Genomic DNA, 26,146 nt, shown 5'->3' on the forward strand with positions numbered 1-26,146 from the left:
TCATTCTCCATCGGCAGGAAACACGACGCCAGTCTGGCGGCGAATTTCGGTCAACAAGTTGGCGATAATCAACGAATTTTCTAACCCAGGGTGCTCTACCTGCCGCTTCTCCACCAAATCGGCGAACACCTGTGCCTCATACAGCATGGTGTTAATGTGCTGTGGCTGGGTCAGATCCTGACGATGTCCCCCGCGGGGCGTTAGCGCTACGTTCTGGCACTCCGAGATTTTCTCAATCACCAACGTGCCATCTTCACCCTGGATCTCACTTGGAATGTCCGAATTGCTGACTTTGGAATGAGAGATGGTCACGTCGAAATCACCGTAGTTGAGGCAAGCTGTGCCGAGAGCATCAACGCCGGTGTCCAGCAAACACGCGCTGGCAATGACCGACTTTGGCGCACCGAACAGCGCCACGGCACTGGCCAAACAGTAATAGCCAATGTCCATGATCGAACCGTTGGAAAACTGCGGATTGAAGGTATTCGGGTTCTCTCCTGCCAGATAGCGCGGATAGCGTGAAGAGTATTGGCAGTAATTGATATAGGCTTTACGCAGGCGACCAATTTTGGGCAGCGCTTGCCGTAACGCCAAGAAATTCGGCAGGTGAGCGCTTTTAAAGGCTTCGAACAGCACCACCTGATTCTCGCGGGCGCAGGCCACCAACTTTTCGGCTTCGCGCAGGTTGGATACCATCGGCTTTTCGCAAATGACGTGCTTTTTATGGCTAAGGAACAGCAGTGCCTGCGAGTAGTGCAGGGCGTTAGGGCTGGCGATGTAAACTGCATCTATCGCGTCTGACTGGGCCATTGCCTCAAGGGAATCGAAAAACGCATTGACGTGGTAGTTGGCACCAAACGCCTGGGCCTGTTCTAACTTGCGTGAATAGACAGCGGTCAGCGTGAGTTTGCCACTTTCGTGTGCGGCGTCGATAAAGCGTTCCGTAATCCAGTTGGTGCCAACAACAGCAAAGCGAATCATAGATATCTCCAGTTCCCAGACGTTAGAAATCAGAGTATCACAGGGGCTCGTCAGGTATACAGATCGCCAAACACGGAGAGGTGAGTCAGGTACAGCCGGGTATCGAACTCCAATTGATGGTAATTGGGTTCCATATGGCAGCACAGGCTGTAGAAAGCTTTGTTATGGTCCTTCTCTTTCAGGTGTGCCAGCTCATGCACGACGATCATGCGTAGAAACGGCTCCGGTGCCAATTTGAATACCGTCGCCACGCGAATTTCCGCTTTGGCCTTCAGCTTGCCGCCCTGTACGCGAGAAATGGCGGTGTGCATGCCAAGCGCGTGTTTCATCACCTGGATTTTACCGTCGTAGGCCACTTTGCTCAGTGGCTGGGCGTTGCGCAGGTATTGGTTTTTCAGATCGACGGTAAACTGATAAAGCGATTTGTCGGTGGTGCAGTCATGCACCTGCGGATAGCGCTGCAACAGCACATCCCCCAACCGTTGTTGGTCGATCAACTGTTGCACCTGGCTTTGCAGATGTTCAGGGTAGCCCTGCAGGTAGGTCAGTTCTATGTTACGCATGGGTAATATTACGCCCCAATATTTCCATGATCGGACGCAGGCGCTCGCGCTGCACATTGGCCTGTCGGGCTTCCCAACGGTCGTGGGCCGCTTGCAGGTTTAGCCAGAAATCGGCGGTGGTTTCGAACAGGTCGGCAAACAGGTTCGCTTCTGTAACGCTAAGGCGGCGATGCCCATTGCATAAGCGATTGACCGTCGCACGGGTGATTCCCAAGACCCTTGCAAGATCTTCCTGGCCAATACCCAGTGGTGTTAAATACTCTTCTTGCAGCACTTCCCCGACCGTGGTGGGTTTTCGGCTTGAGGTCTCTAACATATGTTCTCCGTTGCCTAGGTATCTTGGTGCGGGTCCAGGTAAATTTGCTCAGCAGCATCATGGCGCCATTGAAACATTAAACGCCATTGAATATTCACCCGCATACTAGACCAGCCTTGAAAGGGGCCGGACAGACGTTTGTAATAATTGCCGGTCGGATTATATAAATCACATTCTTTTTGCGCGGCAGCCAGCATATCGAGTTTTCTAGCCAGTTGGCGCTCAATGGTTGAGGGGATCAAACGATCGCGCCGACCCTCCCTATAAAATTGCGCCAGGTATCCGTCTCGGAAAGATGAAATCATTTCCTTCCCCATTCCATTGGGTGAATGAGTGTAACATTTAAAGTTACATCACGTCAGGTTGAAAATTGTTCAACTCAGAATAAGCGGAATGAATGCTATAGCTTAAAGAAGCGAAAATCGGGATTGGTTTTACGCGATGCGAGGGAATGCGCAATTTATCCGAAAAAACATTTTACTGCCGGACGTTTTTAGGGGATAAACAGCCCAAATTTTATCAGTCAGGAGGGGCAATGAGCCAACTCGATCTGGGAACACAGCAACTTGAGCTGGAACGTTATCCCCAACAGGAAGAATCCACCCAATTACAGGCGTGGGAAGCGGCGGACGAATATCTGCTGCAACAGCTTGAAAATGTGAACATCGACGGTCGTCCGGTGCTGATTTTCAACGACAACTTTGGCACTTTGGCCTGTGCGTTGCACCGTCATCAGCCATACAGCATCAGCGATTCGTACATGAGCCAGTTGGCAACGCGCCATAACCTGAAGCTCAACGAACTGGATCCAGAGCAGGTTACGCTGTTGGACAGCCTTGCCGAACTGCCGGCATCACCGGCGGTGGTATTGATCCGTATTCCTAAGGCGCTGGCCTTGCTGGAACAGCAACTGCGTGCGTTGCGCAATGTGGTGGCGCCGGACACGGTGATTATCGCTGGCGCCAAGGCACGTGACGTACACACCTCGACCATGCAGCTGTTTGAAAAGGTGCTTGGCCCGACGCGTACTAGCCTGGCCTGGAAGAAAGCACGGTTAATCTTCTGTGAAGTTGCAGACATCGTGCCACCAGCCACGCCGGAAACCACCAATTGGGTGCTGGACGGTACGGATTGGATCATTCACAACCACGCTAACGTGTTCTCACGTAGCAACCTGGATATTGGTGCACGCCTGTTCCTGGATCATCTGCCGCATGACCTTGAAGGCCATATCATCGATCTCGGCTGTGGTAACGGCATCATCGGTATGGCTGCCTTGATGCAGAACCCGCAAGCACAGGTGACCTTTGCTGATGAGTCCTATATGGCGGTGGCTTCCAGTGAGCGGAACGTGGAGCACAACCTGCCGCAGGATATGGATCGTTGTCAGTTTGAAGTGAACAACTCGCTGGCGGGGATTGAACGTGAAAGTGTGCGTGCGGTGCTGTGTAATCCACCGTTCCACCAGCAGCATGCGATCACCGATCACACGGCCTGGCAGATGTTCTGTGACGCCAAGCGGTGCCTGCAGGTGGGCGGCGAGCTGCGCATTGTCGGTAATCGCCATCTGGATTATCACCAGAAGCTGAAACGCTTGTTCGGTAATTGCACCTTGATAGCCTCAAACAAGAAGTTCGTGATCTTGAAAGCGGTGAAATCTGGCGCACGTTACTGAGTCGATCAAGGGGCGCAGTGAATGCGCCCCTTATTGTCACTACAGTGCCATCGCCAGCCGCGTGCCCTGATCGATAGCGCGGCGCGCATCCAGCTCGGCGGCAACATCCGCTCCGCCAATCAAATGCACCCTTTTCCCCATTTCCAACAGCGGTTGCTGCAACTCGCGACGTGGCTCTTGCCCGGCGCAGATAATCACCGTGTCTACCGGCAAGCAGCTTTCCTGCTCGGCGCGCAAGATATGCAGCCCTTCATCATCAATACGCTGATAATTCACACTGTTGAGCATTTTTACACCGCGCATCGCCAGGCTGGTGCGGTGGATCCAGCCCGTTGTTTTCCCCAAGCCTTCACCGACTTTGCTAGTCTTGCGTTGCAGCAGATAAATTTGTCGGGCCGCGTGCGCGGCGATCGGCCCCTGTGCTGCTAGCCCGCCGCGTTGGCTAAGCTGACCGTCGATGCCCCATTCACGATTAAACTCAGCCTGATCGAGGCTGCTCGACACGCCGTGCTGGCTGAGGTACTCGGCGGTATCAAAGCCGATACCGCCGGCACCGATAATCGCGACCCGTTGGCCGACCGGTTTTTTGTCGCGCAGCACGTCCAGATAGGTCAGCACTTTGGCGCTATCGATACCGGGGATGTCCGGGGTACGCGGTATGATGCCGCAGGCGAGGATCACTTCGTCAAATTCTGCCAGATCGGCTGCCGTCACCCAGGTACCCAGTTTCAGCGTCACCTCAAGCAGCGTCAGTTGGCGGCGGAAGTAGCGCAGGGTTTCATGGAATTCCTCTTTGCCAGGAATTTGCTTGGCGATATTGAATTGACCGCCAATCTGATCGGCAGCGTCGAATAACGTCACCCGGTGGCCACGGCTGGCAGCCGTGGTGGCAAATGCCAGCCCGGCAGGCCCTGCGCCGATGACCGCCAGTTTTTTTGGTTTCTCTGTCGGGAGTAACGGCATCTCGGTTTCGCGGCAGGCGCGCGGATTAACCAGGCAAGAGGTGAGCTTGCCCTCAAAAATCTGGTCGAGACAAGCCTGATTGCAGCCAATACAGGTGTTGATCTCGTCGGCACGGCCCTCCGCGGCCTTTTGTACAAAGGCAGCGTCCGCCAGGAACGGGCGGGCCATCGATACCATGTCTGCACAGCCGTCCGCCAATACCTGTTCTGCTACCGCAGGATCGTTGATGCGGTTGGTGGTGATCAGTGGGATGCGTACTTTCCCCATCAGCTTACGGGTCACCCAACTGAAACCTGCGCGTGGCACCATGGTGGCGATGGTTGGAATACGCGCCTCATGCCAGCCAATACCGGTGTTGATAATGGTCGCGCCTGCCTGTTCAACCGCCAGCGCCAACTGCTCTATCTCCTGCCAACTGGAGCCGTCTTCCACCAGATCGAGCATCGAGAGACGGTAAATCAGAATGAAGTCGTTGCCGACCGCCTGGCGTACCGCGCGGACGATCTCCACGGCGAAACGCATACGGTTGCTGAAACTGCCGCCCCATTGGTCATCGCGTTGATTGGTGCGCGACACCAGAAATTGATTGATCAGATAACCTTCAGAACCCATGACTTCAACGCCGTCGTAACCGGCCTGTCGTGCCAGCGCGGCACATTGGGCGAAGTCGGCGATGGTCTGCACGATCTCCGCTTCGCTGAGCGCTGTCGGGGCGAAGGGATTGATCGGCGCTTGCAATGCGGAAGGGGCTACCGGCTGTGGTTGATAGCTGTAGCGACCGGCATGCAAGATCTGTAGCGCAATTTTGCCACCGGCCTGATGGACGGCATCGGTAACGATGCGATGGTGATCGACTTGCTGCGGGTGGCTGAGGGTGGAACCACCGCGGTACACCACGCCTTTTTCATTGGGGGCAATACCGCCAGTGACGATCAGCGCTACGCCAGCCGCCGCACGTTCGGCATAAAAGGCTGCCATGCGCTCGGGGCCATTAGGCAGTTCTTCCAGGCCGGTGTGCATTGATCCCATCAGCACCCGGTTTTTCAGGGTCGTGAAGCCGAGATCCAGCGGTGCCAGCAGATGCGGGTAGTTGCTCATTGCAGTCTCCATCGTTCATCCCCTGCCTCTTTCAAACGGGTTACCGCTTGCAAATGATTGGGCATGATTAGTTGTTATTATTATGTTGCGACGCTAAGTGGTCGGATGAGATAAATCTAGCCGTTGTCTCTGCCGTTGGGAATCTGTGTTGCGCTGAATGTGATAGATGTCATGAATCTTTATTGTTGTTTGCATAGTGAACAGCAAATCGGTTAGCATTTGCGCGTTGAAATTCCTGCCCTCTGCGGAGCCATTACCGAAAATGAACACACACACCTGCTGATATCTTGTCCTGCGCTGCACGTATTCGTGCGTTGTGGGGATGTTTTGATTTCATTCAGGAGTGCTTATGGCTCATTTTGCGCAGTCCCCCCATTTTGTTTTACACCAACTGACCTGCCAGTTTGCTGACGGCGAAACGCTGTTCGGCCCATTGGATCTCACGTTTGATCAACGACACTGCGGCCTGGTTGGGCGCAACGGCGTCGGTAAAACGCGGCTGCTGCGCCTGATCGCGGGGCTAGATCAACCTGGCGGCGGGCATGTTGAATCTCATGCCTCATTGGCCTATGTGGCACAGCAGCCAGAAATTTCATCGCACACCACGCTAGCGCAACTGCTGGGTTACGGTGAGACGTTCGCAGCACTAGCCCGTATCGAGCAGGGACGCCCACTGGCGGACGATATCGATCGTCTTGAAGGGCAGTGGGATCTGATCGATCGTCTACAGATCGCCTTTACCGCCGCTGGGCTGCCAGCGTTCGATCCACAACGACCGGCACATGATTTGAGCGGCGGCGAACGCATGCGTGCTGCATTGTGCGGGGCGATGTTGAGCGATGCGGACTTTCTTTTGCTGGACGAACCGACCAACCATCTCGATGCTCCGGGGCGTGATTGGTTGCATCAACAGTTAGAACAATGGCGCGGTGGTTTGCTGGTGGCCAGCCACGATCGGCAATTGTTGGCGCGTATGCAGCGCATCGTTGAATTGACGCCCGGTGCTCTGCACAGTTACGGCGGCAACTACGATGACTATCGCCGACAGCGTGATTTGGAACAGCAGGCGGCGCGTGCCGGGTTGGAGCATGCGCGGCAGGAACGCCGCCGCACCCGCGCACGGCAGCAAAAAGAACACGACATCAGCCAGCGACGCTCTGCACAGACACTTAAAACCGTCGATACGTTGAATATCGCGTCTTTTGAGCGGGTGGCCTACAAGGCGGCGGCCAAAGAAAGCCTCGGTACGCTGCGCAAGCAGCATCAGGATCAAAAGAATGCTCTTGATGTCGCAGTGCGCGACGCTTACCAGCGGGTGGAAGAGGACAGCCCGGTGATGCTCACGCTGCCGGGCAGCGCCGTGGCGGCGGGCAAACAGGTACTGGTGCTCGAACAGGTGGAACTGCCTTTTATCACTATGCCACCGCTGAATTTACGCATTGATGGCCCGATGCGTGTGGCACTGACAGGCCCAAACGGCTGCGGGAAGTCGACGTTGCTGAAAGTGATCCTGGGCCAGTTGGCGGCGAGAGCCGGCAGTTGTCACTGCCCGCTGCCAACGGGTTACCTCGATCAAAGTCTCTCACAACTCGATTTATCCTTATCCGTGGTTGAGCACCTGGGGCTACAGGACTCACCGCTTAATGAAGGCGTGGTACGCAGTCAACTGGCACAGCTGCAGTTAAATGCCGATCATGTGCTGCTGCCGATGGGCGCGCTGAGCGGTGGCGAGCGATTAAAGGCGGCACTTGCCTGTATGTTGTGGCGGCGGGAGCCTGTGCAGTTGCTGTTGCTGGATGAGCCGACTAACCATCTGGATCTGGCGTCGTCTTTGGCGATCGAGGCCTCGCTGGCCGGTTTCCCTGGCGCGATGCTGGTGGTGTCTCACGATGAAAACTTTCTGCAGGCGCTGAAATTGACTCATCGTTTACAGTGGCAGGAGGGAGAGTGGCAACTTCAAGCCTGGTGATACAAGCCAGTTGAATCTGCAGAGCGGCCTTGGCGGCCGCTTTTTTTTTCAGGGATGAATGCATTCCAACAGCAGGGTAAAGGCGGCGGCCATTTGTTCTTCCGGCACGCAAGCGAAGCCCATCAGCAGGCCACGACGATGGTTGGGCTGCATGTAGTAACGTGAAAGCGGTCGCACCAGCACGCCGCGTGCGTTGGCAGCGGCGGCGATCGCCACATCGTCAGCCTCGTCCGGCAGATTAAGGATCAGATGCAACCCGGCGTTGTTGTTAAATTCGCTCAGCGCTTGCTTACCCAGATGCTGTTCGATCAACGCGGTCAGAAAGGCTCGGCGCCGGGCGTAAAGTAGCCGCATACGGCGGATATGCGCCGTGTAATGGCCTTCCTGAATAAATTGCGCCAACGCGGTTTGGATCAGCAAGTGGCCCCCACGATACAGTTCGGCATGCGCCGTTTTCAGCGCAGCCATCAGCGGCTTTGGCAAGACCACGTAACCCAACCTCAGCGCTGGATAGAGCGTTTTACTGAAGGTGCCGATGTAGATTACCGGCGCGTCGGCCTCCAGCCCCTGCAGTGCCGGTATCGGCTGACCGGAGAAACGGAATTCGCTGTCGTAGTCGTCTTCAACAATCCAACTGCCGCCGTTGCGTGCGAGAGCCAACAGCCGTTGCCGTCGCGCCAGGCTCATCACGGATCCCAGCGGATACTGGTGCGACGGCGTAACGAAGATGAGCCGTGGTGCCACAGTGGGTTTTTCCGGCGGTACCATACCGGCTTCATCAACCTCTAGCGGGCAGATATTTACGTCGTTCATCCGCAGGATGTTGCGGATCCCCCAATAACCTGGCTCTTCAATCCACGCATCGTCACCCGGATTGCACAACATGCGTGTCACCAGATCTATCGCCTGATGAATGCCCTCCGTGATCAGAATTTGCTCTGGTGAACAGCGGACCGAGCGTGCCACCCGTAAATAATCCACCAGGGCATGTTGCAGCTCCGGGCTGCCGCCCTGATTGCTGTATGTCAGCCGCTGTGGTGTCGGACGGCGGCTGATGCGCGCCTGGATTTTGCTGAATAACTGGTGTGGAAAGGCGTTAACGTCGGGGACGCCGGGAATAAATGCCCCCCACTGTTTTGGGCTGGCGCTGGCGTGGTGCAGCAGGGTGCTACCGCGTGCTGACAGCTCTATACGCCGTTGCTCCCCGTCACTGCCTGCTAGCGCACTCGCAGTGGATAAACAACTATCCGGCACGGTTTCGGCGACGAATGTGCCACTCCCGGCACGAGCCAGAACATATCCTTCTGCCAATAATTGTTCGTAAACGGTTAATACAGTGTTACGTGAGAGGCCAAGTTCCTGCGCCAAATCCCGTGAGGCAGGCAAGCGACTGGAGGGCGGCAGGCTGCCGTCCAGAATGCTGGTGCGAATCGCGTTATATAGCCGTTTATGCAGCTTATCTTCGGGCTGTTCGCCAAGCCGTTGCAATAGCAGGTCACCACTCAGTGAGCGCAATTGGATCCCTCAATTAATCGTAACTGGCTCTCGATTATAGGGCCACATCCTGTGTAAATAAACGTCATTGTTTCACGAATGTGAACGAAACGTACAACAGGCACCGACCGGAGAGAACAACATGAAAAACGCAGAATTGAATCAACGTCGTCAGGATGCCACTCCGCGTGGGGTAGGCGTGATGTGTGGTTTTTACGCTGAGCGTGCAGAGAACGCCACGCTGTGGGACGTCGAAGGCAATGAGGTTATCGATTTTGCTTCCGGTATTGCAGTGCTCAATACCGGGCACCGCCACCCGAAGGTGATCGCTGCCATTGAAAAGCAGCTGAAGGCCTTTACCCACACCGCGTACCAAATTGTTCCTTACGAAAGCTACGTTACGCTGGCTGAACGTATCAACCAACGCGCACCGATCGACGGCCCATGCAAAACCGCGTTCTTCACCACCGGTGCTGAAGCGGTAGAAAACGCCGTCAAAATTGCGCGTGCCCATACAGGCCGTCCGGGGTTGATCACCTTTGGTGGCGGTTTCCACGGGCGTACCTACATGACCATGGCGTTGACCGGTAAAGTGGCACCTTACAAGTTGGGCTTTGGGCCATTCCCGGGGTCGGTGTTCCACGGGCAGTACCCGAATGCCTTGTATGGCGTCACCACCGAAGACGCGATGAACAGCCTGGAACGTATTTTCAAAGCGGATATCGATCCCAAGCAGGTCGCCGCTATCGTGCTGGAGCCGGTGCAGGGGGAGGGCGGCTTCAATATCGCACCCGCCGAGTTTATGCAGGCGTTACGTACGCTGTGCGACGAACATGGCATTTTGCTGATTGCCGATGAAGTGCAGACCGGTTTTGCCCGTACCGGCAAGCTGTTTGCGATGGATCATTACAGCGTTAAACCCGATTTGATCACCATGGCGAAAAGCCTGGCAGGGGGTATGCCGTTGTCCGCGGTGGCGGGTCGTGCCGACGTGATGGACGCCCCAGCTCCGGGTGGATTGGGCGGTACTTATGCCGGTAACCCACTGGCGGTTGCGGCTGCGCTGGCAGTACTTGACGTGATTGAAGAAGAACAGCTGTGCCAGCGTTCGCAACGCCTGGGCCAGCATCTGGTGGAGGTATTGCAGCAGGCGCGTCAAACCAGCCCGGCGATTGCGGATATTCGCGCACAGGGGTCGATGGTGGCGGTGGAGTTTAATGATCCGGCCACCGGTAAGCCATCGGCGGAGATTACCCGCCAGGTACAGCAGAAAGTACTGGCAGAAGGACTGCTGCTGCTGAGCTGCGGTGTGAACGGCAACGTAATCCGCTTCCTGTATCCGCTGACCATCCCTGAAGACCAGTTCACCAAGGCGTTGGGCATTCTTTCTCGCGCACTGGCTCAATAAGGAGTGGCTACGATGAAACTGACTAATCCTGAACTGTTACGCAGCCAGTGCCTGATCAATGGTGAGTGGTGTGATGCGTTAAGTGGTAAACGCGAAGCGGTCATCAACCCGGCAACCGGTGTTGAACTGGCCAGCATACCGCTGGTCAGCGGCGAAGAGACCCAACAGGCGATCAATGCTGCGCAGGTGGCACAGCAAAGCTGGAAGCAGCTGACCGCTAAGCAACGTTCTGCATTGATGCAGGCCTGGGCCGATAAGGTGCTGGCAGCGCAAGAGGATTTGGCGCAGTTGATGACGGCTGAACAGGGCAAGTCATTGGCGGAGGCGCGTGGCGAAGTGGCTTATGCGGCCTCGTTTATCACCTGGTTTGCCGAAGAAGCCAAACGGGTCGACGGAGCGGTCTTGCAGGCGCCGTTAGCCTCACAGCGCTTGGTCGTCGTGAAGCAACCGATCGGCGTTTGTGCGGCGATCACACCGTGGAATTTCCCGGCTGCGATGATTACCCGCAAAGTGGCACCGGCATTGGCGGCAGGTTGCGCCATTATCGTCAAACCGGCCGAACAAACGCCGCTGACTGCGCTGGCGTTGGGCAAATTGGCGCAGGACGCGGGTATTCCTGCCGGCGTCCTGCAGGTAGTGACCGGCGACGCAGCCCAAGTGGGCAAAGTACTGTGCGACAGCCCGGTGGTGCGCAAACTGAGCTTTACCGGTTCGACCGAAGTCGGCCGTATTTTGATGGCGCAGTGTGCGCCAACCATTAAGAAGCTGTCACTGGAGCTGGGGGGTAATGCACCGGTGATTGTCTTTGACGACGCGAATTTGGATGCCGCGGTAGCGGGCATTATGGCCTCTAAATTCCGCAATAGCGGCCAAACCTGTGTCTGCGCCAACCGCATCTACGTGCAGGACGGTATCTATGACCGTTTGGTGGACAAGCTGGTGGCTGCGGTTGAGCAACTTAACGTCGGTGACGGTAGCCAGGAAGGCACCACACAGGGGCCGTTGATTGACCAGGATGCGGTTGAAAAAGTGCAGAACCACATCGACGACGCGTTGATCAAAGGCGCACAGATCGCAACGGGGGGGCAGCCGCACGCGCTGGGCCGTACCTTCTTCCAACCGACGGTGGTGACAGGCGTGACGCAAAAAATGCGTTTCGCCAAAGAAGAAACCTTTGGGCCGGTAGCGCCGCTGTTCCGTTTCCATGATGAGGCGGAAGCCATCGCGATGGCCAACGATACTGAATTCGGCCTGGCGGCCTATGTATTCACGCAGAATGCGTCGCGCCAATGGCGGGTGCCTGAAGCCTTGGAATACGGCATGGTCGGGATCAATACCGGGTTGATTTCCAATGAAGTTGCGCCGTTCGGCGGCGTGAAGCAGTCAGGGCTCGGACGCGAAGGATCGCGTTACGGGATTGAAGAATATCTGGAGCTGAAATACCTGTGTATCGATGTGAGCTGTTAACCACCGGGAAACTAACCTACCCCGGTGGCCAGCGCTACCGGGAGACAAAGGATGCCGCATGTCTTCTGATAATACCGTTATTTCTCCGGCGCTTGCCGCCGGGGTGCGAACGTCTGCACCCACCAAATCACTGAGCTTCCTCGAAGGGGTAGCGATGATTGTCGGCACCAATATTGGGGCCGGCGTACTGTCTATCGCTTATGCCTCAAGCAAGGCCGGTTTTTTACCCCTGTTGTTCTGGTTAGTGTTAGTGGGGAGTTTGACCACGATCACCATGCTGTACGTCGCCGAATCGACCCTGCGTACCCGCGCTCATCTGCAGCTGAGCGGGTTGGCGAAACGTTATGTCGGCGGTATCGGTGCCTGGCTGATGTTTGCTTCTGTCTGTGTCAACAGCGTTGGGGCCTTGACCGCCTATATGACCGGCAGCGGCAAGCTGTTGCAATCCCTGTTTGGCATTTCCCCGGCGATAGGCAGCCTGCTGTTTTTCGTGCCGGCGGCAGGGGTGCTGTACCTGGGGCTTAAAGCGATTGGCCGCGGTGAAAAGTTTATCAGTATCGGCATGGTGGTGATGTTGACCGCATTGGTGACGGCCACGCTGGTCAAGGACACCACCCAGATGCGCAACCTGCTGGACGGTGATTGGCGCTTTATGGTGCCGGTATTTAACGTGGTGGTGTTTTGCTTCTCTGCGCAATACATAGTGCCAGAAATGGCGCGCGGCTTCTCTGACAAACCAGAGCAACTGCCAAAAGCGATTATGGTCGGCATGGCGGTGACCTTCGTGCTGTTGGCAGCGGTACCGATGTCGGTGATCGCCCTCAGTGGGCTGAATGGTATCTCTGACGTGGCAACCATTTCATGGGGACAGGCGTTGGGGCAGTGGGCCTTCTTCTCAGCCAACATTTTTGCACTGTGCGCGATGCTGACGTCTTACTGGGGACTGGGCGGGAGCTTCCTGACCAATATTTTTGACCAGTTCAGGTTGGGCAACGACGAGCAGCCGCTGCGCCGCTTCGGTGTGTTGATGTTGGTCGTATTGCCGCCGTTTGTGTTGGCTTATAGCGGGCTGGTGTCGTTCGTCAATGCGCTGTATTTCGCTGGGGTATTCAGCGGGGTGATCTTGTCGATTATGCCGATGTTGATCCTGCGTGGTGCGCGTAAGCACGGCGATCAGACGCCGCGTTGGCAGTGTAGCTGGATCACTCATCCGATTTTGCAGATCAGCATTGTGTTGCTGTATCTGTCCAGCGCGGGATATGCCATTGCCTCGTTATTAGGTTATCTGCCCTCTGGATGGTGACTTGCCTTCCCTCAAGAAGTGATGTTGTTTCTCGGTCATTGAGAACGGCGGCGTCGTGGCCGCCGATTTTTTACTCCCCGCTTATTTTCCCCGGCAGCGCCAACCAGGCCTGCACCGAAGGGCGTTGCCACTGTTTGTGTGCATAGTGGCGAATACTTTCGGGTACGGTATCGCCGTGTATCACCAACCGATTCAGCATCAAGGCCAGATCGGTATCGGCAATGCACCATTCCCTGAACAGGTTATCCTGGCCGTGGCTCAGCAACTTTTCGACCGCGGCGATCAGTTTGTTGGCGGCAGCCTGCGCCGTGGCGGACAACGGCGGAAACTTACTGTTAATGAATACCGCCTCGGTGGGGCGCTCGGCGCGGAGGGCCTGTAAATCGCTGCGTAACCATGCCTGAACCTCGCGGGCTTTGGCCCGTTGTTTGACATCGCGTGGGTACACTGGGTGGGCCGGATGGATCTCATCGAGGTATTCATCAATGGCTGAGGATTCCGAAAGCTGAAACTCGCCGACCACTAGCGTAGGCACACGGCGCGTCAAGGACAGCGCCGCGTAGGCTGCTTCTTTGTTTTTCCCCTGTGCCAGGTCGACCGGCTTTACGGTGAAGGGGATGCCTTTTTCCGTCAACGTAATAAACGCCGACATGGCATAAGGACTGAAAAATTCAGCATCGGTATAGAGTTCGGCAATCGGCTGAGACATTGGGTTTTCCTCAAGGCAAAGGGATGCGAACTTTGATAATTGACGAGGAGTGGCTAAAGATCAATCTGTTAGCTTAAAGTTATTTCTGGTGAGTTTGGTGCGGTAAGCAGCAGAGGCCTGCGTTGTGATATATTTGTTGCCATTAAGTTGAATTTGGCAGTGCGAAGTAACATGAAGATGTCGTTGAAAGCAAGATTGAAAGTGGGCTGTGCACGTTTGTGGCCACATCCTCTGGCGGTAGGCAAAAAAGAGATTGTACTTTCCAGCCTCGGCGCCGGGCTGGGGTTGATGATTGCGGGGTGGATCAGTCATTTTGTGCTGGGCGAGGTGAACCTGTGGTTTATCGCACCTATGGGCGCATCTGCTGTGCTGCTTTTTGGTGTACCGAATAGCCCGTTAGCGCAACCCTGGTCAATCGTGGGTGGCAATATGTCGGCTGCTGCGGTGGGGGTGAGTACCGGTCTGTTGATTCCCGATCCTGGTTTGGCCTGTGGGGTAGCGGCCGCGCTGGCGATTGGATTGATGTTCAAGCTGCGTTGTTTGCATCCGCCCGGCGGCGCGGTGGCACTGACGGCCATCCTCGGTGGGCCGGGCATTCACCAACTCGGCTATAGCTTCGTGCTGTACCCAGTGCTGCTTAACTCAGTGTTATTGGCGCTGTTGGCGATTATCTTCAATAACCTGGCAGGACGACGTTACCCGCACCCTTTGGCACCGACAGAGACAAAACCGGCCAATCTGCCGATTGATGCGGTGTCTATTACCCGCGCCGATCTGCACGAGGCGCTGATGCAGGGCGAACTCTTTGATATCGATGAGGACGATTTGCAGGACATTCTGCTGCGTGCCGAACAGTTGGCGCACCAGAGGCAGGCTGGAAAAGCCTGATTACGCGAGCGTTTTTCGGTAAAACACGACGCGTTCTGTTTCGCTAAAACCCAGTGCCGCATGCAGGCGCTGGGAGTCGAGATTGGCTATGTCAGTATCGGACGCCAGTTCGCTGCACCCTTGCTGTTTGGCCCATTGCTGAACCTGTGCAATCAATCGCGATGCGCAGCCCTGGCGACGAGCTGATTCCGCAGTATAAATCCCTTCCAGAAAGGCCACCGGCGATGATTCGCAGCCGTTGACGTAATCATGGCGCAGCGCGACTTCAGCAAGGGCGACAAAAGCATCATCCTTGGTTTGGATCATAAACGCGGTGTGATGTGGCGAAGCCAATATCTCATTCATTTCTGCCCGGTGTTCTTCCTGTGGGCAAGTTGGCCACAATGCACTTCGCAGTGTCAGCCAGGCATTAAAATTGGCGTTGTTACAAATGACGATCATGGGATTTCCTGTTTTATGGGACAGCAGACCGGTACAAAGGGGGATGCAGGGTACCATACAGAATCACCGCGGCTCGATCTGTATGATGATTATAGTAACTCGGTGAATCTGTCTTGTTTTTGTGACTTGAGTCACCCTATATCCCTGAGTGACAAACGGGGGAAGGCAATGAAAAATACAGAGAGTTTGCGCGTCGACAGTAAATCGCAGCGGTGGAGCCTATGGTGCAATTGGTGCCAGTATTGGCGGCGTCGAAGTTTTAGTTCTGCTGGCAGAAAGTCTTTGGATGCCATGCGTTGCTGGCAATTGCGTGATATCGGATTGCGATCTTGCGATGTCCGTCGGGAAGGTCGGGATTCGCTTTGGCAGCGCTGAGCCTGCGGAAACAAAAAACCACCTGCTAAGAGGTGGTTTTTGACGCTGTTATATCAGCTAAAATTTGGTGGCCCCTACTGGACTTGAACCAGTGACCAAGCGATTATGAGTCGCGTGCTCTAACCAACTGAGCTAAGGGGCCAAGCGGCGAGATTATACGGTAATCTTTCGGCGCAGGTCTACTGTTACCCATCTGTATGTTGCTTTTATAAGCAGTTCTAGCCTGTTGTAATTACTGACGGATTTTGCGATAACCGCTGTAAATCCTTTTAATGGACTCGCAAACCCTATGGAACTCTTGGCGCCAAACCTGCGGGTGGTGTTTTGCGGCATCAACCCCGGCCTTTCTTCCGCCCATCAAGGCTACCCTTTTGCTAACGGCAGCAACCGCTTCTGGAAGGTGGTGTATCAGGCCGGTTTTACCGAACGTCAGCTTGCCCCGGAGCAGTGGCAGCAGCTGCAGGATACGGGCTGTGGCATCACGGCGTTGGTGGCGCGACCGACGGTAGCTGCCAGTGAAGTGACGCGTGACGAGTTACTCAGCGGTGGCGAAGCGTTAAAAGAAAAGATTCTGCGTTACCAGCCGCGTTCGCTGGCGATCTTGGGCAAACAGGCGTTCAGTAGCGCTTTTGGCGTGCGTAACGCGCCCTGGGGGCGTCAAGAGATGACGATTGGCAACACGGAGGTCTGGGTATTACCTAACCCAAGCGGATTGAACCGTGCCACGTTGGAGCAACTTACGGCGAGCTATCACGAACTGTTTCTGGCGTTGAAATGAGTCCTGCGGATTTTAGGCAATAAAAAACCCCGGCATGCCGGGGTTTTTTGCAAGCAGCGAAACCTTAGTCGTCCAGGAAGCTACGCAACACTTCGGAACGGCTAGGGTGGCGCAGTTTACGCAGAGCTTTGGCTTCGATCTGACGAATACGCTCACGGGTAACGTCGAACTGTTTGCCCACTTCTTCCAGCGTGTGGTCCGTGTTCATGTCGATACCGAAACGCATACGCAGCACTTTCGCTTCACGTGCAGTCAGGCCAGCCAATACGTCGTGCGTTGCAGAACGTAGGCTTTCTGATGTCGCAGAATCCAGTGGCAGCTCGAGGGTGGTATCCTCGATGAAATCGCCCAGATGTGAATCTTCATCATCACCGATCGGCGTTTCCATGGAGATCGGCTCTTTAGCGATCTTCAGCACTTTACGGATTTTGTCTTCCGGCATCAGCATACGTTCAGCCAGCTCTTCCGGCGTTGGCTCACGGCCCATCTCTTGCAGCATCTGGCGCGAAATACGGTTGAGCTTGTTGATGGTCTCAATCATGTGCACCGGGATACGGATGGTACGCGCCTGGTCGGCGATAGAGCGAGTGATAGCCTGACGGATCCACCAGGTGGCGTAAGTTGAGAACTTATAACCACGACGGTATTCGAACTTGTCTACGGCTTTCATCAGACCGATGTTACCTTCCTGGATCAGATCCAGGAACTGCAGGCCACGGTTGGTGTATTTCTTGGCGATAGAAATAACCAGACGCAAGTTGGCTTCAACCATTTCTTTTTTCGCACGGCGGGCTTTCGCTTCACCGATAGACATGCGACGGTTGATGTCCTTCACTTGCTCGATGGTCAGGCCGGTTTCTTCTTCGATCTGACGCAGTTTTTGCAGGCTGCGCTGTACGTCTTCCGCTACGTCTTTCAGCTTTTCTGACCATGGCTTAGCCATTGCCAGTGCTGCCTCGAACCACGTGGTGCTGGTTTCGTTACCGGCGAACAGAGTGACAAAGTTTTTCTTCGGCATTTTGCACTGTTCAACACACAGTTTCATGATGATACGTTCTTGAGTACGAACGCGGTCCATCATGGTGCGCATGCTGTTGACCAGGAAGTCGAACTGTTTTGGCACCAGGCGGAACTGCTTGAACACTTCAGACAGCTTCAGGATTTCTTCTGCTGCGCTGGCGTGGCTGCGGCCGTTCTTTTTGATGACGATGCGGGTCGCTTCATACTGATCGCGCAGGTCGGCGAATTTCTGACGCGCCAGCTCAGGATCGATGCTGTTGTCGTCTTCTTCTTCCTCTTCGTCTTCCTCTTCGTCGTCGTCGTTCTGCTCTTCGGTCGACAGCTCAGAACCCACGTGGGTAGCGGTAGGGGCGATGTCCTCTTCCGCATTAGGATCAACGAAGCCGGTGATCAGATCGGACAGGCGCGCTTCGCCTGCTTCGACGCGATCGTACTGTTCCAGCAAATAGGTGATGGCTTCAGGGTATTCGGCAACGGAGCACTGAACCTGGTTGATACCGTCTTCAATACGCTTGGCGATGTCGATTTCGCCTTCACGCGTCAGCAGTTCAACGGTACCCATTTCGCGCATGTACATGCGCACCGGGTCGGTGGTACGGCCAATCTCAGACTCAACGCTCGACAGCACTTGAGCGGCAGCTTCTTCCGCATCTTCGTCTGTGCTGTTTGAGTTTTCAGCGAGTAATAGGTCATCGGCGTCTGGCGCTTCTTCCAGAACCTGAATGCCCATGTCGTTAATCATCTGGATGATGTCTTCGATCTGGTCGGAGTCGACGATATCTTCCGGCAGATGGTCATTGACCTCAGCATAGGTCAGATAGCCTTGCTCCTTACCACGGGTGACAAGTAGCTTTAGCTGTGACTGCGGGTTTTGCTCCATAAGACGGTATCCACACTTCAGAGTATTTGGGTTGGTGTCGGTCGGCGAAACCGCCAACAATAGCATTTGGGGCGTTTTTGTTGTTGCCGCGGCCCACTGTGGCGGCATATTGCAGGGCTCTGCCCTCGCATTTATCGGCACTTAAGCCGTTGTATTCTTTATTCTTCACGTTTTGGCGGCGTTATTGGCAGCCTAAACATGAATCATTTTGGTCAAAAATTAGTTTTTCTTTGCTAACACTTGGTTAAGAGAACGGACTTCTTCACGTTCTTCTGGGCTGAGGCCGTGCGTTCTGGCCTGCGCGATCAATGTTTCCAGCCGTTGCTCCAGTACCGAGTCATAGAGGCTAGCTAAGGTATCCAAAAAGGTCTGTTCGACCCTGTCCTCAACGATCATATGGTTCCATGTCGCCAAGGTTTCAAGCTGTTGGCTCAATTTGTTGTCGCGATACTGCTCCAACAACTGACCGGTTGTCAGGCCTGGCTGGGCCAAACAGGTTTGCACCAACTCGACAAACAGCGGTAACCCCGCCTGTTTAGTCTGCTCTAACCCCTCGAGTGAAGGGATAAGTGTAGCCAGTTGCGGATTTTGTACCAGTAGCCCTATTAGTATACGCATGGTTGTGCGTTTTAGCTGGGGCGCCTGATAAGTATTCGCATTTTCAGCCTGCTTGGGCATCAGCTTGTCGAGCTGGCTGTCATCCAGCAGACCCAGCTTGCTGCCGAGCTGTTGGCGCAGGTACAAGCGCAACGTTTCGCCCGGCACTTGAGTGATCAGGGGGAGTGCCAGCGTACTCAGCTTGGCGCGACCGTCCGGGCTGCTCAAATCAACCTGTGGCATCAAAGTTTCGAACAGGAAAGTGGAAAGCGGCTGCGCCAGCTCCATTCGTTGTTCGAAGGCCTCTTTACCTTCTTTGCGTACCAAGGTGTCCGGGTCTTCGCCATCAGGCAAAAACATAAACCGCAGTTGACGCCCATCGTTGAGATAGGGCAGCGCAGTTTCCAGCGCACGCCAGGCCGCTTCACGGCCGGCTCTGTCACCGTCATAGCAACAGACAACGTTATCGGTGGCGCGGAACAGCAGCTGAATATGTTCAGCTGTCGTTGAAGTCCCAAGCGAGGCGACGGCATAATCGATACCGTATTGCGCCAACGCCACCACGTCCATATAACCTTCCACTACCAGCAGCCGTTGCGGGGTAGGGTGGCTCTGTTGTGCTTCATAAAGGCCGTACAATTGACGACCCTTGTGGAATACTTCAGTTTCCGGCGAGTTCAGGTATTTCGGCATACCGTCACCCAATACGCGACCGCCAAAGGCGATCACTCGCCCGCGTTTGTCGCGGATAGGGAACATCACGCGTTCACGGAAACGATCGTACGAACGTCCTTGATCGTTAGTCACCAACATGCCGGCATCGTTCAATGCGCTACGGCTGTCGGCATCGCGACCAAAACGCTTTAAGGCGTTATCCCAACCGGCAGGTGCAAAGCCGATAGCGAAATGGCGGATAACGTCGTCACTCAACCCGCGCTGTTGCAGATAATCACGCGCCGGCGCACCGGAAGGTTGATGCAGTGACTGTTGATAGAACGCGCTGAGCTGTTCCATCAGTTGATACAGGCTCTGGCGCTGATGACGTTCGATTTGGGTTGGCCCGGAACCTGCCTCGTAAGGCACTTCCAGTCCGTGCATGGTCGCCAGCTCCTCGATGGTTTCAACAAACTCAAGTCTGTCGTAATTCATCAGAAAGTCGACGGCATTACCGTGCGCACCACAACCAAAACAGTGGTAAAACTGCTTTTCGCCATTAACAGTAAATGAAGGCGTTTTTTCGTGGTGGAACGGACAGCACGCGTGATAGTTCTTGCCCTGCTTTTTGAGCTTTACACGTGCGTCGATCAGATCGACGATGTCGGTGCGAGCCAGCAAGTCATTGATAAATACGCGCGGAATTCGTCCAGCCATAAGCCCTTACTTTACTAGCCTATAAACGAGAACAAGCCGCGCATTCCTTTCGGAAAGCACGGCCTTCGTATGCAACTACTCAGTCTGCGCGATTTTTAAAATCAGAAATTCACGCGGCGGGGTTACCCCCGAAGAATTAATACAGACGAGTGCGGCGTGCGTTTTCGCGAGCCAGTTTCTTCGCGTGACGTTTCACAGCAGAAGCTTTAGCGCGCTTACGTTCGGTAGTCGGTTTTTCATAGAACTCACGACGACGAACTTCAGCTAAAACGCCTGCTTTCTCGCAAGAGCGTTTGAAACGACGCAGAGCAACGTCAAATGGCTCGTTTTCACGTACTTTAATTACAGGCATGTGCCTCTCACCTCAATAAAATTCGGTTTGCTGCTGGCCAAGCGCCAGCAATTTCAAAATGGTGCGGAATTTTACTTCAACGGATGCTGCTTTGTAAAGCACCACAGCAAATTGAAACCTGCGGCCACCCTGGTAAAACATGCGCAATTTTGCATCGGGCGCTGATTATAGACTAATCAGAAAAAAATGCTCGTTTTTAATCAAACCGGCATTTATGGCTGGAATCATCAACATAGCCTATAACCTCGGACAAGATGCGCTGTGCTGGCGGTAAACAGGTCTGATTGTGCTAAACTGACGGCCGCACGTGAATGATGGGAAATGTAATGCGAGTACTGGGTATAGAAACATCCTGCGATGAAACCGGAATTGCAGTGTATGACGATCAGACCGGTTTATTAGCCAATCAATTATACAGCCAAGTGAAGCTGCATGCCGATTATGGCGGTGTGGTACCGGAACTGGCCTCCCGCGATCACGTGCGTAAAACCGTACCTTTGATTCAGGCGGCGTTGAAGGAAGCGAACTTGACTGCAGCCGATATCGACGGCGTTGCCTATACGGCCGGGCCAGGCCTGGTCGGTGCGCTGCTGGTCGGCGCTACCATTGGTCGCGCATTGGCGTTTGCCTGGAATGTGCCGGCGGTGCCGGTGCATCACATGGAAGGTCACCTGTTGGCCCCGATGCTGGAAGATAATCCTCCGGCTTTCCCGTTTGTTGCACTGCTGGTTTCCGGTGGTCACACCCAACTTATCAGCGTGACCGGCATTGGTCAGTACGAACTGCTGGGTGAGTCAGTGGACGATGCGGCCGGTGAAGCCTTCGATAAAACCGCCAAGCTGCTTGGGCTGGACTATCCTGGCGGCCCGATGCTGTCAAAAATGGCGCAACAGGGCACTGCGGGTCGTTTCACCTTCCCGCGCCCGATGACCGATCGTCCCGGTCTGGATTTCAGCTTCTCCGGTCTGAAGACCTTTGCGGCCAATACTATCCGCTCCAGCGGCAATGACGATCAGACGCGGGCGGATATCGCGCGGGCGTTTGAGGATGCCGTTGTCGATACGTTGGCGATCAAATGCAAACGCGCGCTGGAGCACACCGGTTTTAAACGTTTGGTCATGGCCGGCGGCGTCAGCGCCAACCGTACGCTACGGGTCAAAATGGCGGAAATGATGCAAAAACGTGGCGGTGAAGTGTTCTATGCCCGTCCGGAGTTCTGCACGGATAACGGCGCGATGATCGCTTATGCAGGCCTGGTGCGGTTGAAAAGCGGAGCCAACCCGGAGCTGGGTGTTTCGGTACGGCCGCGTTGGCCGCTGGCGGAACTGCCTGCAGTATAAATATGAGAAAGGCCGGAGAGTTCCGGCCTTTTTGATCACTCTTCTTTTTTCTCGTCCTGTTCTACCGCATCGGTTTTCTTTTTGCGGAAGATACCCCAAATTTTCCCTTCCTGGCCGCGCCACAAGCGCTGGATATTGTCATGGTGTCGCATCAGGATCAGGCACGACAACATGGCCACGGGGAAGGTAAATTGCGGTTTGAACCACCAGACGTAGAAAGGAGCAATCAGCGCGCTGATGATGGCACCGAGTGAAGAGTAGCCGCTGAGCAACACGGTCAGCAGCCAGGTGCCGGTCATCAGGCCGGTAAGATCCCAGCCGATCGGCGCGATGGCACCAAATGCCGTTGCTACGCCTTTGCCGCCGCGGAAGTGGAAGAATACGGGATAGATATGCCCCAAACAGGCAGCGATCGCCGTTAGCCCCAGGTACAACGGTGGGACATTGAGCTTGTATGCCAGCCAGACCGGCAGCATCCCTTTTAAAATATCGAACACCAGCACTGCCGCCGCGGCGACACGACCGCCGATGCGCAGGACGTTGGTAGCCCCTGGATTCCCTGAGCCATTTGCACGCGGATCGGGCAGCCTGGCGATCCGGCAAACCAGGATCGCACTGGAAACTGAGCCACACAGATACGCGAAGATAATCATGCCAAGCGCGGTAGCACTCATAACGCGGTTCCGTTTAATAAGGGTCGTTTTACTCGCAACATATATGGATAATACGCATATTCCGCTGGAAGTGGTATCCGGCAAGGCCAAAAACAGAGAATGACGTGATGGATATCGTATTTATAGAAGAGCTTACCGTAATTACTACCATTGGCGTTTATGACTGGGAACAAAACATTCGCCAGAAGTTGGTGTTCGATATCGAAATGGGCTGGGACAACCGTCGCGCTGCTGCCAGTGACGATGTGAATGACTGCCTGAGCTATGCCGATATTAGTGAAGCCATCATCCAACACGTGGAGCCCAATCGCTTTGCGCTGGTAGAGCGGGTTGCAGAGGAAATATCTGAAATATTACTCCAGCGCTTCAATTCCCCGTGGGTCCGTATTAAGGTCAGCAAACCGGGCGCAGTTGCACATGCCAACCGGGTTGGGGTGATCATTGAGCGCGGTACTCGCCCGGCGTGACGTTCTGTCATAAAGATGCAACTTAAGACCGTTAATTTGGTCCGAACCTGAGAATAGTTTTAGCGGCAATGTATTGAACACTGCCGCTTTTTTATGTTTATAGCCGTAAATTTATAGGGTGATCGAAGCACATGGCGGACATGCATTCACTGTTTATTGCGTTTGTTCTTGGGGTTGTCGAAGGATTAACTGAATTTTTACCCGTATCTTCTACCGGACACATGATCATTGTGGGCGAGTGGCTGGGTTTTACCGGAGATAAGGCTAAAACCTTTGAGGTAATCATCCAGTTGGGGTCAATTCTGGCAGTGGTGGTGATGTTCTGGCGCCGTCTGTTTGGGTTGATCGGCATTCATTTTGGTGGCAAACCGGTTGAGCACGAAGGCAAAACGACGGGCCATTTGAAACTGGGCCATATTTTGCTGGCGATGATCCCTGCGGTGGTGCTGGGGCTGTTGCTCCATGATTTCATCAAATCGCTGTTCGCGCCGAAAAACGTGATGTATGCGCTGGTCGTCGGTGGTTTCCTGCTCCTGGCTGCAGAATGGCTGAAACCGAAGAAACCGAGTGCGGAAGGGCTGGATGACATCACTTATCGACAGGCATTTATGATTGGTTGCTTCCAATGCCTGGCACTGTGGCCGGGGTTCTCTCGCTCAGGTTCCACCATTGCCGGTGGTATGTTGGTCGGGGTGAACCGTTACGCGGCTGCGGAGTTCTCTTTCATTCTGGCGGTGCCGATGATGATTGGTGCCAGCGCGTTGGATTTGTACAAGAGCTTGCACTTCCTGACCATGGGCGATTTACCGATGTTCGCGGTCGGTTTTGCCACCGCTTTCGTTGTGGCGCTGATTGCGATCAAGACGTTCCTGTCGTTGATCAAACGTATTTCGTTTGTGCCGTTCGCTATCTATCGCTTTATCGTTGCCGGAGTGGTTTACATGGTCTTCATGTAAGCGATTCGCCAATAAAAAACCCCGCATTGCGGGGTTTTTTTATGCCTGATCCTGTGGAGTATCCAGCGTTTGCTTCCAGTCTGCCAGTGCCTGCTGGCGTCGACGTTTGAGTTCGTCGCGGATGGCTAACCCTTGCAGTCCGCTAGCCACCACCTCTTTTACCGAGACGGCATTTGCCACCTGGAAAGCCTGGCGCAGATAGTCGCCCTGCGGATAAGGGTTATTTTCAAATCCGGTTCGGCCACGGGCATCTGCTTCACTGGTGAGGATCATCTGTTCCAGGCGCTGTGGTTTGCGCCAGACGTCGATCGCGTCAAACAGCTTCAACAACGTTTCTGGGCGCAGCTTGTTTACGGTATGAATCAGATCGTGATATTCGGCGACCAATTTAGCCAGATCGCGCACTGGATTAGGAACCCGCAGCCGCTGGCAGAGAGCGTCGACCAGCAAAACACCGGCTGGCCCGTGGCCATGGTGATGTGGCCAGTGTTCTTTTGGCGTTTGCCCCTTGCCGAGGTCATGGCACAGCGCCGAAAAACGAACGTCAACTTCAGTGCTAAGCTGGGCAGCGATAGCCAGCGTCATCAGCGTGTGAATGCCGGTGTCGATCTCCGGGTGCCATTTTTCGGGGGCCGGCACACCGAACAAAGCGTCGATCTCTGGGAACAGCACGCTCAGTGCCTCACAGTCTCGCAGCACCTGAAAGTACACCTGCGGACTTTGGCTTTGCAGCGCCTTCTCCGTTTCTTTCCATACCCGTTCGGCCGTCAACGCGACCAATTCGCCGCTGCGTGCCATTTGACGCATTAACGCAAGGGTGTCTGGGGCAATGGTAAAGCCCAGATGAGCAAAACGGGCGGCAAAGCGCGCCACGCGCAGCACTCGCAAGGGATCCTCACCAAAAGCGTCAGACACATGACGCAGTACGCGTGCTTGTAGGTCGGCTACGCCGTGGAAAGGATCGATCAGTTCACCGTCGGCGCTTCGAGCGATGGCGTTGATGGTCAAATCGCGGCGTTGCAGATCTTCTTCCAGCGTGACGTCAGGTGCGGCGTAGCACGTAAACCCGGTGTAGCCCTGGCCGGACTTTCGTTCGGTACGGGCCAGCGCATATTCTTCATGAGTTTCCGGGTTGAGAAAAACCGGAAAGTCTTTACCGACCTGCTGATACCCCAGTGCTATCAGCTCTGAGGGCGCGGCACCCACCACCACCCAGTCGCGATCAAACACCGGTAACTCAAGCAAGCTGTCGCGGACAGCGCCGCCGACCAGGTAAATCTTCACGGTTAACTCCTGAATTTTTCTTAAGGCTCTGTCTATCAGATTACATGAATTGGTGGCGGGATGTTGGCGCCAATAAAAAGGGCGCCCCACAGGCGCCCGATTTCAAACCGAAGGAGACTGAAAATCAGTTCATCCAGCGGTTGTTGCTTTTACGACGTGGGATCAGGTGTGGCAACAACAAGCCAAGCAGCAAGCCTACGCCAGCGACACCGCCGCCGTACATGAACCACTGCAGGATAATGGTGCGCTGTTTGTCGTCAAGCTGCAGGTTAACCGCGTTAACCTTTTTCTGTGCGACGACCAGCTGGTTTTTCAGATCCTGGTTTTCCTGTTGCAGGCCGCTGATGGTGCTGTCGCTGCCCGCCACTTTTTGCTGCATTTCCGCAGTGCGTTGGTTCCAGCTGTTGTCGATGTTAGCCAACTTGTCGGTCAGGGTTTTTACCTGTTGCTCCAGCGCAGGGACTTGGGTACGCAGGCTTGGCGTTTGGCTAAGTTGATCCAGTGGGATCCAGGTCGTGCGGCCTTTGGCATCGCGGATCTGGCCATAATTAGTGCTGTCATTTACGCTCAACAGGGTCACTTCTTCACCGGCGTTCAAGGTACCGACAATACGGTACTGATTACCCGGGCCGCTGTGGACGTAAGTATTCAGTTCATCGGAGATATAGCGCTTATCTTCGGCATGTGCGCCCCAAGTGATGCTGAAGCTCAGCACGGCAAGGCAAATTAGGCGTAATTTCTGCATTAGTTCATCGTTTCTGTGTGAATTTATGGGAA

General features: G+C 54.8%; 24 protein-coding genes and 1 tRNA gene. 10 read left to right on the forward strand and 15 right to left on the reverse strand.

Features of this window, described 5'->3' with window-relative positions:
* The 4 genes from AC2FC2_RS08520 to AC2FC2_RS08535 are packed head-to-tail and all read right to left on the reverse strand — an operon-like array spanning position 1 to position 2,165.
* Positions 1-981, reverse strand: coding sequence for a Gfo/Idh/MocA family protein (locus tag AC2FC2_RS08520; RefSeq protein WP_404760513.1), 981 nt, complete (start codon positions 979-981; stop codon positions 1-3).
* 50 nt (positions 982-1,031) lie between these two features.
* Positions 1,032-1,544, reverse strand: coding sequence for a M48 metallopeptidase family protein (locus tag AC2FC2_RS08525; protein ID WP_209637213.1), 513 nt, complete (start codon positions 1,542-1,544; stop codon positions 1,032-1,034).
* Complete coding sequence (locus AC2FC2_RS08530; RefSeq protein WP_490659070.1) at positions 1,537-1,860, reverse strand: HigA family addiction module antitoxin; 324 nt, start codon at positions 1,858-1,860, stop codon at positions 1,537-1,539. Before AC2FC2_RS08530 ends, AC2FC2_RS08525 begins: the two co-directional genes overlap by 8 nt.
* A gap of 14 nt (positions 1,861-1,874) precedes the next feature.
* Positions 1,875-2,165 carry a type II toxin-antitoxin system RelE/ParE family toxin gene (locus AC2FC2_RS08535; protein ID WP_209637217.1) on the reverse strand — a complete coding sequence of 97 codons (291 nt, stop codon included), beginning with the start codon at positions 2,163-2,165 and terminating at the stop codon, positions 1,875-1,877.
* Positions 2,166-2,395: 230 nt separating this feature from the next.
* Between AC2FC2_RS08535 and rlmG the strand changes: the two genes are divergently transcribed.
* A complete protein-coding gene (rlmG, locus tag AC2FC2_RS08540; protein ID WP_265555916.1) occupies positions 2,396-3,535 on the forward strand; it encodes a 23S rRNA (guanine(1835)-N(2))-methyltransferase RlmG in 1,140 nt (379 codons plus the stop codon).
* A 39-nt stretch (positions 3,536-3,574) separates the two neighbouring features.
* Here rlmG and AC2FC2_RS08545 read toward each other — a convergent pair whose 3' ends face one another.
* The gene (locus AC2FC2_RS08545; protein ID WP_404760511.1) at positions 3,575-5,596 is read right to left on the reverse strand and encodes an oxidoreductase; all 2,022 of its coding nucleotides are present in this window, start codon (positions 5,594-5,596) and stop codon (positions 3,575-3,577) included.
* A 349-nt stretch (positions 5,597-5,945) separates the two neighbouring features.
* On the opposite strand from AC2FC2_RS08545, the gene AC2FC2_RS08550 reads away from it, so the two are divergent.
* Positions 5,946-7,565 (forward strand): ABC-F family ATP-binding cassette domain-containing protein, encoded by a 1,620-nt coding sequence (locus tag AC2FC2_RS08550; protein WP_490659071.1) that lies wholly within the window; start codon positions 5,946-5,948, stop codon positions 7,563-7,565.
* Between the two features lie 48 nt (positions 7,566-7,613).
* On the opposite strand, the gene pdxR is transcribed toward AC2FC2_RS08550, so the two are convergent.
* Positions 7,614-9,080: a MocR-like pyridoxine biosynthesis transcription factor PdxR gene (gene pdxR, locus AC2FC2_RS08555; protein WP_490659072.1), complete on the reverse strand. Its 1,467-nt coding sequence runs from the start codon at positions 9,078-9,080 to the stop codon at positions 7,614-7,616.
* Positions 9,081-9,201: 121 nt separating this feature from the next.
* On the opposite strand from pdxR, the gene AC2FC2_RS08560 reads away from it, so the two are divergent.
* From AC2FC2_RS08560 to AC2FC2_RS08570, 3 genes are read left to right on the forward strand one after another with little or no spacing between them, the layout of a single operon-like run.
* Positions 9,202-10,467 carry a 4-aminobutyrate--2-oxoglutarate transaminase gene (locus tag AC2FC2_RS08560; RefSeq protein ID WP_490659073.1) on the forward strand — a complete coding sequence of 422 codons (1,266 nt, stop codon included), beginning with the start codon at positions 9,202-9,204 and terminating at the stop codon, positions 10,465-10,467.
* A gap of 12 nt (positions 10,468-10,479) precedes the next feature.
* Positions 10,480-11,934 carry an NAD-dependent succinate-semialdehyde dehydrogenase gene (locus AC2FC2_RS08565; protein WP_209637228.1) on the forward strand — a complete coding sequence of 485 codons (1,455 nt, stop codon included), beginning with the start codon at positions 10,480-10,482 and terminating at the stop codon, positions 11,932-11,934.
* A gap of 58 nt (positions 11,935-11,992) precedes the next feature.
* Complete coding sequence (locus tag AC2FC2_RS08570; protein WP_265555918.1) at positions 11,993-13,237, forward strand: aromatic amino acid transport family protein; 1,245 nt, start codon at positions 11,993-11,995, stop codon at positions 13,235-13,237.
* 70 nt (positions 13,238-13,307) lie between these two features.
* On the opposite strand, the gene yfcF is transcribed toward AC2FC2_RS08570, so the two are convergent.
* A complete protein-coding gene (gene yfcF / locus AC2FC2_RS08575; RefSeq protein ID WP_490307898.1) occupies positions 13,308-13,946 on the reverse strand; it encodes a glutathione transferase in 639 nt (212 codons plus the stop codon).
* 171 nt (positions 13,947-14,117) lie between these two features.
* On the opposite strand from yfcF, the gene AC2FC2_RS08580 reads away from it, so the two are divergent.
* On the forward strand, positions 14,118-14,834 hold the full coding sequence (locus AC2FC2_RS08580) for an HPP family protein (protein ID WP_209637234.1): 717 nt from the start codon (positions 14,118-14,120) through the stop codon (positions 14,832-14,834).
* On the opposite strand, the gene aac(6') is transcribed toward AC2FC2_RS08580, so the two are convergent.
* The gene (aac(6'), locus tag AC2FC2_RS08585; protein ID WP_490659074.1) at positions 14,835-15,275 is read right to left on the reverse strand and encodes an aminoglycoside 6'-N-acetyltransferase; all 441 of its coding nucleotides are present in this window, start codon (positions 15,273-15,275) and stop codon (positions 14,835-14,837) included. It abuts the gene before it with no gap.
* A gap of 440 nt (positions 15,276-15,715) precedes the next feature.
* Positions 15,716-15,792 (reverse strand) — tRNA-Ile (locus tag AC2FC2_RS08590).
* 147 nt (positions 15,793-15,939) lie between these two features.
* Between AC2FC2_RS08590 and mug the strand changes: the two genes are divergently transcribed.
* Positions 15,940-16,428 (forward strand): G/U mismatch-specific DNA glycosylase, encoded by a 489-nt coding sequence (mug, locus tag AC2FC2_RS08595; protein ID WP_490659075.1) that lies wholly within the window; start codon positions 15,940-15,942, stop codon positions 16,426-16,428.
* Between the two features lie 64 nt (positions 16,429-16,492).
* On the opposite strand, the gene rpoD is transcribed toward mug, so the two are convergent.
* The 3 genes from rpoD to rpsU all read right to left on the reverse strand — a co-directional run bounded on the left by rpoD (position 16,493) and on the right by rpsU (position 20,648).
* Positions 16,493-18,328, reverse strand: coding sequence for an RNA polymerase sigma factor RpoD (rpoD, locus tag AC2FC2_RS08600; RefSeq protein ID WP_209637240.1), 1,836 nt, complete (start codon positions 18,326-18,328; stop codon positions 16,493-16,495).
* Between the two features lie 219 nt (positions 18,329-18,547).
* Complete coding sequence (gene dnaG, locus AC2FC2_RS08605; RefSeq protein WP_209637242.1) at positions 18,548-20,296, reverse strand: DNA primase; 1,749 nt, start codon at positions 20,294-20,296, stop codon at positions 18,548-18,550.
* 136 nt (positions 20,297-20,432) lie between these two features.
* Positions 20,433-20,648 (reverse strand): 30S ribosomal protein S21, encoded by a 216-nt coding sequence (gene rpsU / locus AC2FC2_RS08610; RefSeq protein ID WP_001144069.1) that lies wholly within the window; start codon positions 20,646-20,648, stop codon positions 20,433-20,435.
* Positions 20,649-20,974: 326 nt separating this feature from the next.
* Here rpsU and tsaD point away from each other — a divergent pair, with 326 nt between their 5' ends.
* On the forward strand, positions 20,975-21,988 hold the full coding sequence (tsaD, locus tag AC2FC2_RS08615; protein ID WP_209637244.1) for a tRNA (adenosine(37)-N6)-threonylcarbamoyltransferase complex transferase subunit TsaD: 1,014 nt from the start codon (positions 20,975-20,977) through the stop codon (positions 21,986-21,988).
* A gap of 35 nt (positions 21,989-22,023) precedes the next feature.
* Here the strand turns inward: tsaD and plsY are convergent, their stop codons facing one another.
* The gene (plsY, locus tag AC2FC2_RS08620; RefSeq protein ID WP_209637246.1) at positions 22,024-22,662 is read right to left on the reverse strand and encodes a glycerol-3-phosphate 1-O-acyltransferase PlsY; all 639 of its coding nucleotides are present in this window, start codon (positions 22,660-22,662) and stop codon (positions 22,024-22,026) included.
* Positions 22,663-22,769: 107 nt separating this feature from the next.
* On the opposite strand from plsY, the gene folB reads away from it, so the two are divergent.
* The gene (gene folB, locus AC2FC2_RS08625; RefSeq protein ID WP_209637248.1) at positions 22,770-23,129 is read left to right on the forward strand and encodes a bifunctional dihydroneopterin aldolase/7,8-dihydroneopterin epimerase; all 360 of its coding nucleotides are present in this window, start codon (positions 22,770-22,772) and stop codon (positions 23,127-23,129) included.
* A gap of 131 nt (positions 23,130-23,260) precedes the next feature.
* Positions 23,261-24,085, forward strand: coding sequence for an undecaprenyl-diphosphate phosphatase (gene bacA, locus AC2FC2_RS08630; RefSeq protein WP_209637267.1), 825 nt, complete (start codon positions 23,261-23,263; stop codon positions 24,083-24,085).
* Between the two features lie 39 nt (positions 24,086-24,124).
* Here bacA and AC2FC2_RS08635 read toward each other — a convergent pair whose 3' ends face one another.
* Together AC2FC2_RS08635 and AC2FC2_RS08640 are read right to left on the reverse strand one after the other, a co-directional pair.
* Entirely contained in the window at positions 24,125-25,369 is a 1,245-nt protein-coding gene (locus AC2FC2_RS08635) for a multifunctional CCA addition/repair protein (RefSeq protein ID WP_490659076.1), read from the reverse strand.
* 124 nt (positions 25,370-25,493) lie between these two features.
* Positions 25,494-26,114 (reverse strand): TIGR04211 family SH3 domain-containing protein, encoded by a 621-nt coding sequence (locus tag AC2FC2_RS08640; protein WP_037416495.1) that lies wholly within the window; start codon positions 26,112-26,114, stop codon positions 25,494-25,496.
* Between the last annotated feature and the right edge of the window lie 32 nt (positions 26,115-26,146).

The sequence above is a fragment of the Serratia sp. CoH_122_TC_1 genome (genome assembly GCF_058191755.1).

Bases quoted from the DNA above. Each gene is read 5' to 3' on its own strand.
- AC2FC2_RS08520 (WP_404760513.1), bottom strand. From the start codon at position 981: ATGATTCGCTTTGCTGTTGTTGGCACCAACTGGATTACGGAACGCTTT.
- rlmG (WP_265555916.1), top strand. From the start codon at position 2,396: ATGAGCCAACTCGATCTGGGAACACAGCAACTTGAGCTGGAACGTTAT.
- rpsU (WP_001144069.1), bottom strand. From the start codon at position 20,648: ATGCCTGTAATTAAAGTACGTGAAAACGAGCCATTTGACGTTGCTCTG.
- AC2FC2_RS08560 (WP_490659073.1), top strand. From the start codon at position 9,202: ATGAAAAACGCAGAATTGAATCAACGTCGTCAGGATGCCACTCCGCGT.
- AC2FC2_RS08580 (WP_209637234.1), top strand. From the start codon at position 14,118: ATGAAGATGTCGTTGAAAGCAAGATTGAAAGTGGGCTGTGCACGTTTG.
- plsY (WP_209637246.1), bottom strand. From the start codon at position 22,662: ATGAGTGCTACCGCGCTTGGCATGATTATCTTCGCGTATCTGTGTGGC.
- AC2FC2_RS08640 (WP_037416495.1), bottom strand. From the start codon at position 26,114: ATGCAGAAATTACGCCTAATTTGCCTTGCCGTGCTGAGCTTCAGCATC.
- dnaG (WP_209637242.1), bottom strand. From the start codon at position 20,296: ATGGCTGGACGAATTCCGCGCGTATTTATCAATGACTTGCTGGCTCGC.
- AC2FC2_RS08545 (WP_404760511.1), bottom strand. From the start codon at position 5,596: ATGAGCAACTACCCGCATCTGCTGGCACCGCTGGATCTCGGCTTCACG.
- AC2FC2_RS08570 (WP_265555918.1), top strand. From the start codon at position 11,993: ATGTCTTCTGATAATACCGTTATTTCTCCGGCGCTTGCCGCCGGGGTG.
- AC2FC2_RS08535 (WP_209637217.1), bottom strand. From the start codon at position 2,165: ATGATTTCATCTTTCCGAGACGGATACCTGGCGCAATTTTATAGGGAG.
- mug (WP_490659075.1), top strand. From the start codon at position 15,940: ATGGAACTCTTGGCGCCAAACCTGCGGGTGGTGTTTTGCGGCATCAAC.
- AC2FC2_RS08550 (WP_490659071.1), top strand. From the start codon at position 5,946: ATGGCTCATTTTGCGCAGTCCCCCCATTTTGTTTTACACCAACTGACC.
- yfcF (WP_490307898.1), bottom strand. From the start codon at position 13,946: ATGTCTCAGCCGATTGCCGAACTCTATACCGATGCTGAATTTTTCAGT.
- bacA (WP_209637267.1), top strand. From the start codon at position 23,261: ATGGCGGACATGCATTCACTGTTTATTGCGTTTGTTCTTGGGGTTGTC.
- AC2FC2_RS08565 (WP_209637228.1), top strand. From the start codon at position 10,480: ATGAAACTGACTAATCCTGAACTGTTACGCAGCCAGTGCCTGATCAAT.
- rpoD (WP_209637240.1), bottom strand. From the start codon at position 18,328: ATGGAGCAAAACCCGCAGTCACAGCTAAAGCTACTTGTCACCCGTGGT.
- folB (WP_209637248.1), top strand. From the start codon at position 22,770: ATGGATATCGTATTTATAGAAGAGCTTACCGTAATTACTACCATTGGC.
- tsaD (WP_209637244.1), top strand. From the start codon at position 20,975: ATGCGAGTACTGGGTATAGAAACATCCTGCGATGAAACCGGAATTGCA.
- AC2FC2_RS08530 (WP_490659070.1), bottom strand. From the start codon at position 1,860: ATGTTAGAGACCTCAAGCCGAAAACCCACCACGGTCGGGGAAGTGCTG.
- AC2FC2_RS08525 (WP_209637213.1), bottom strand. From the start codon at position 1,544: ATGCGTAACATAGAACTGACCTACCTGCAGGGCTACCCTGAACATCTG.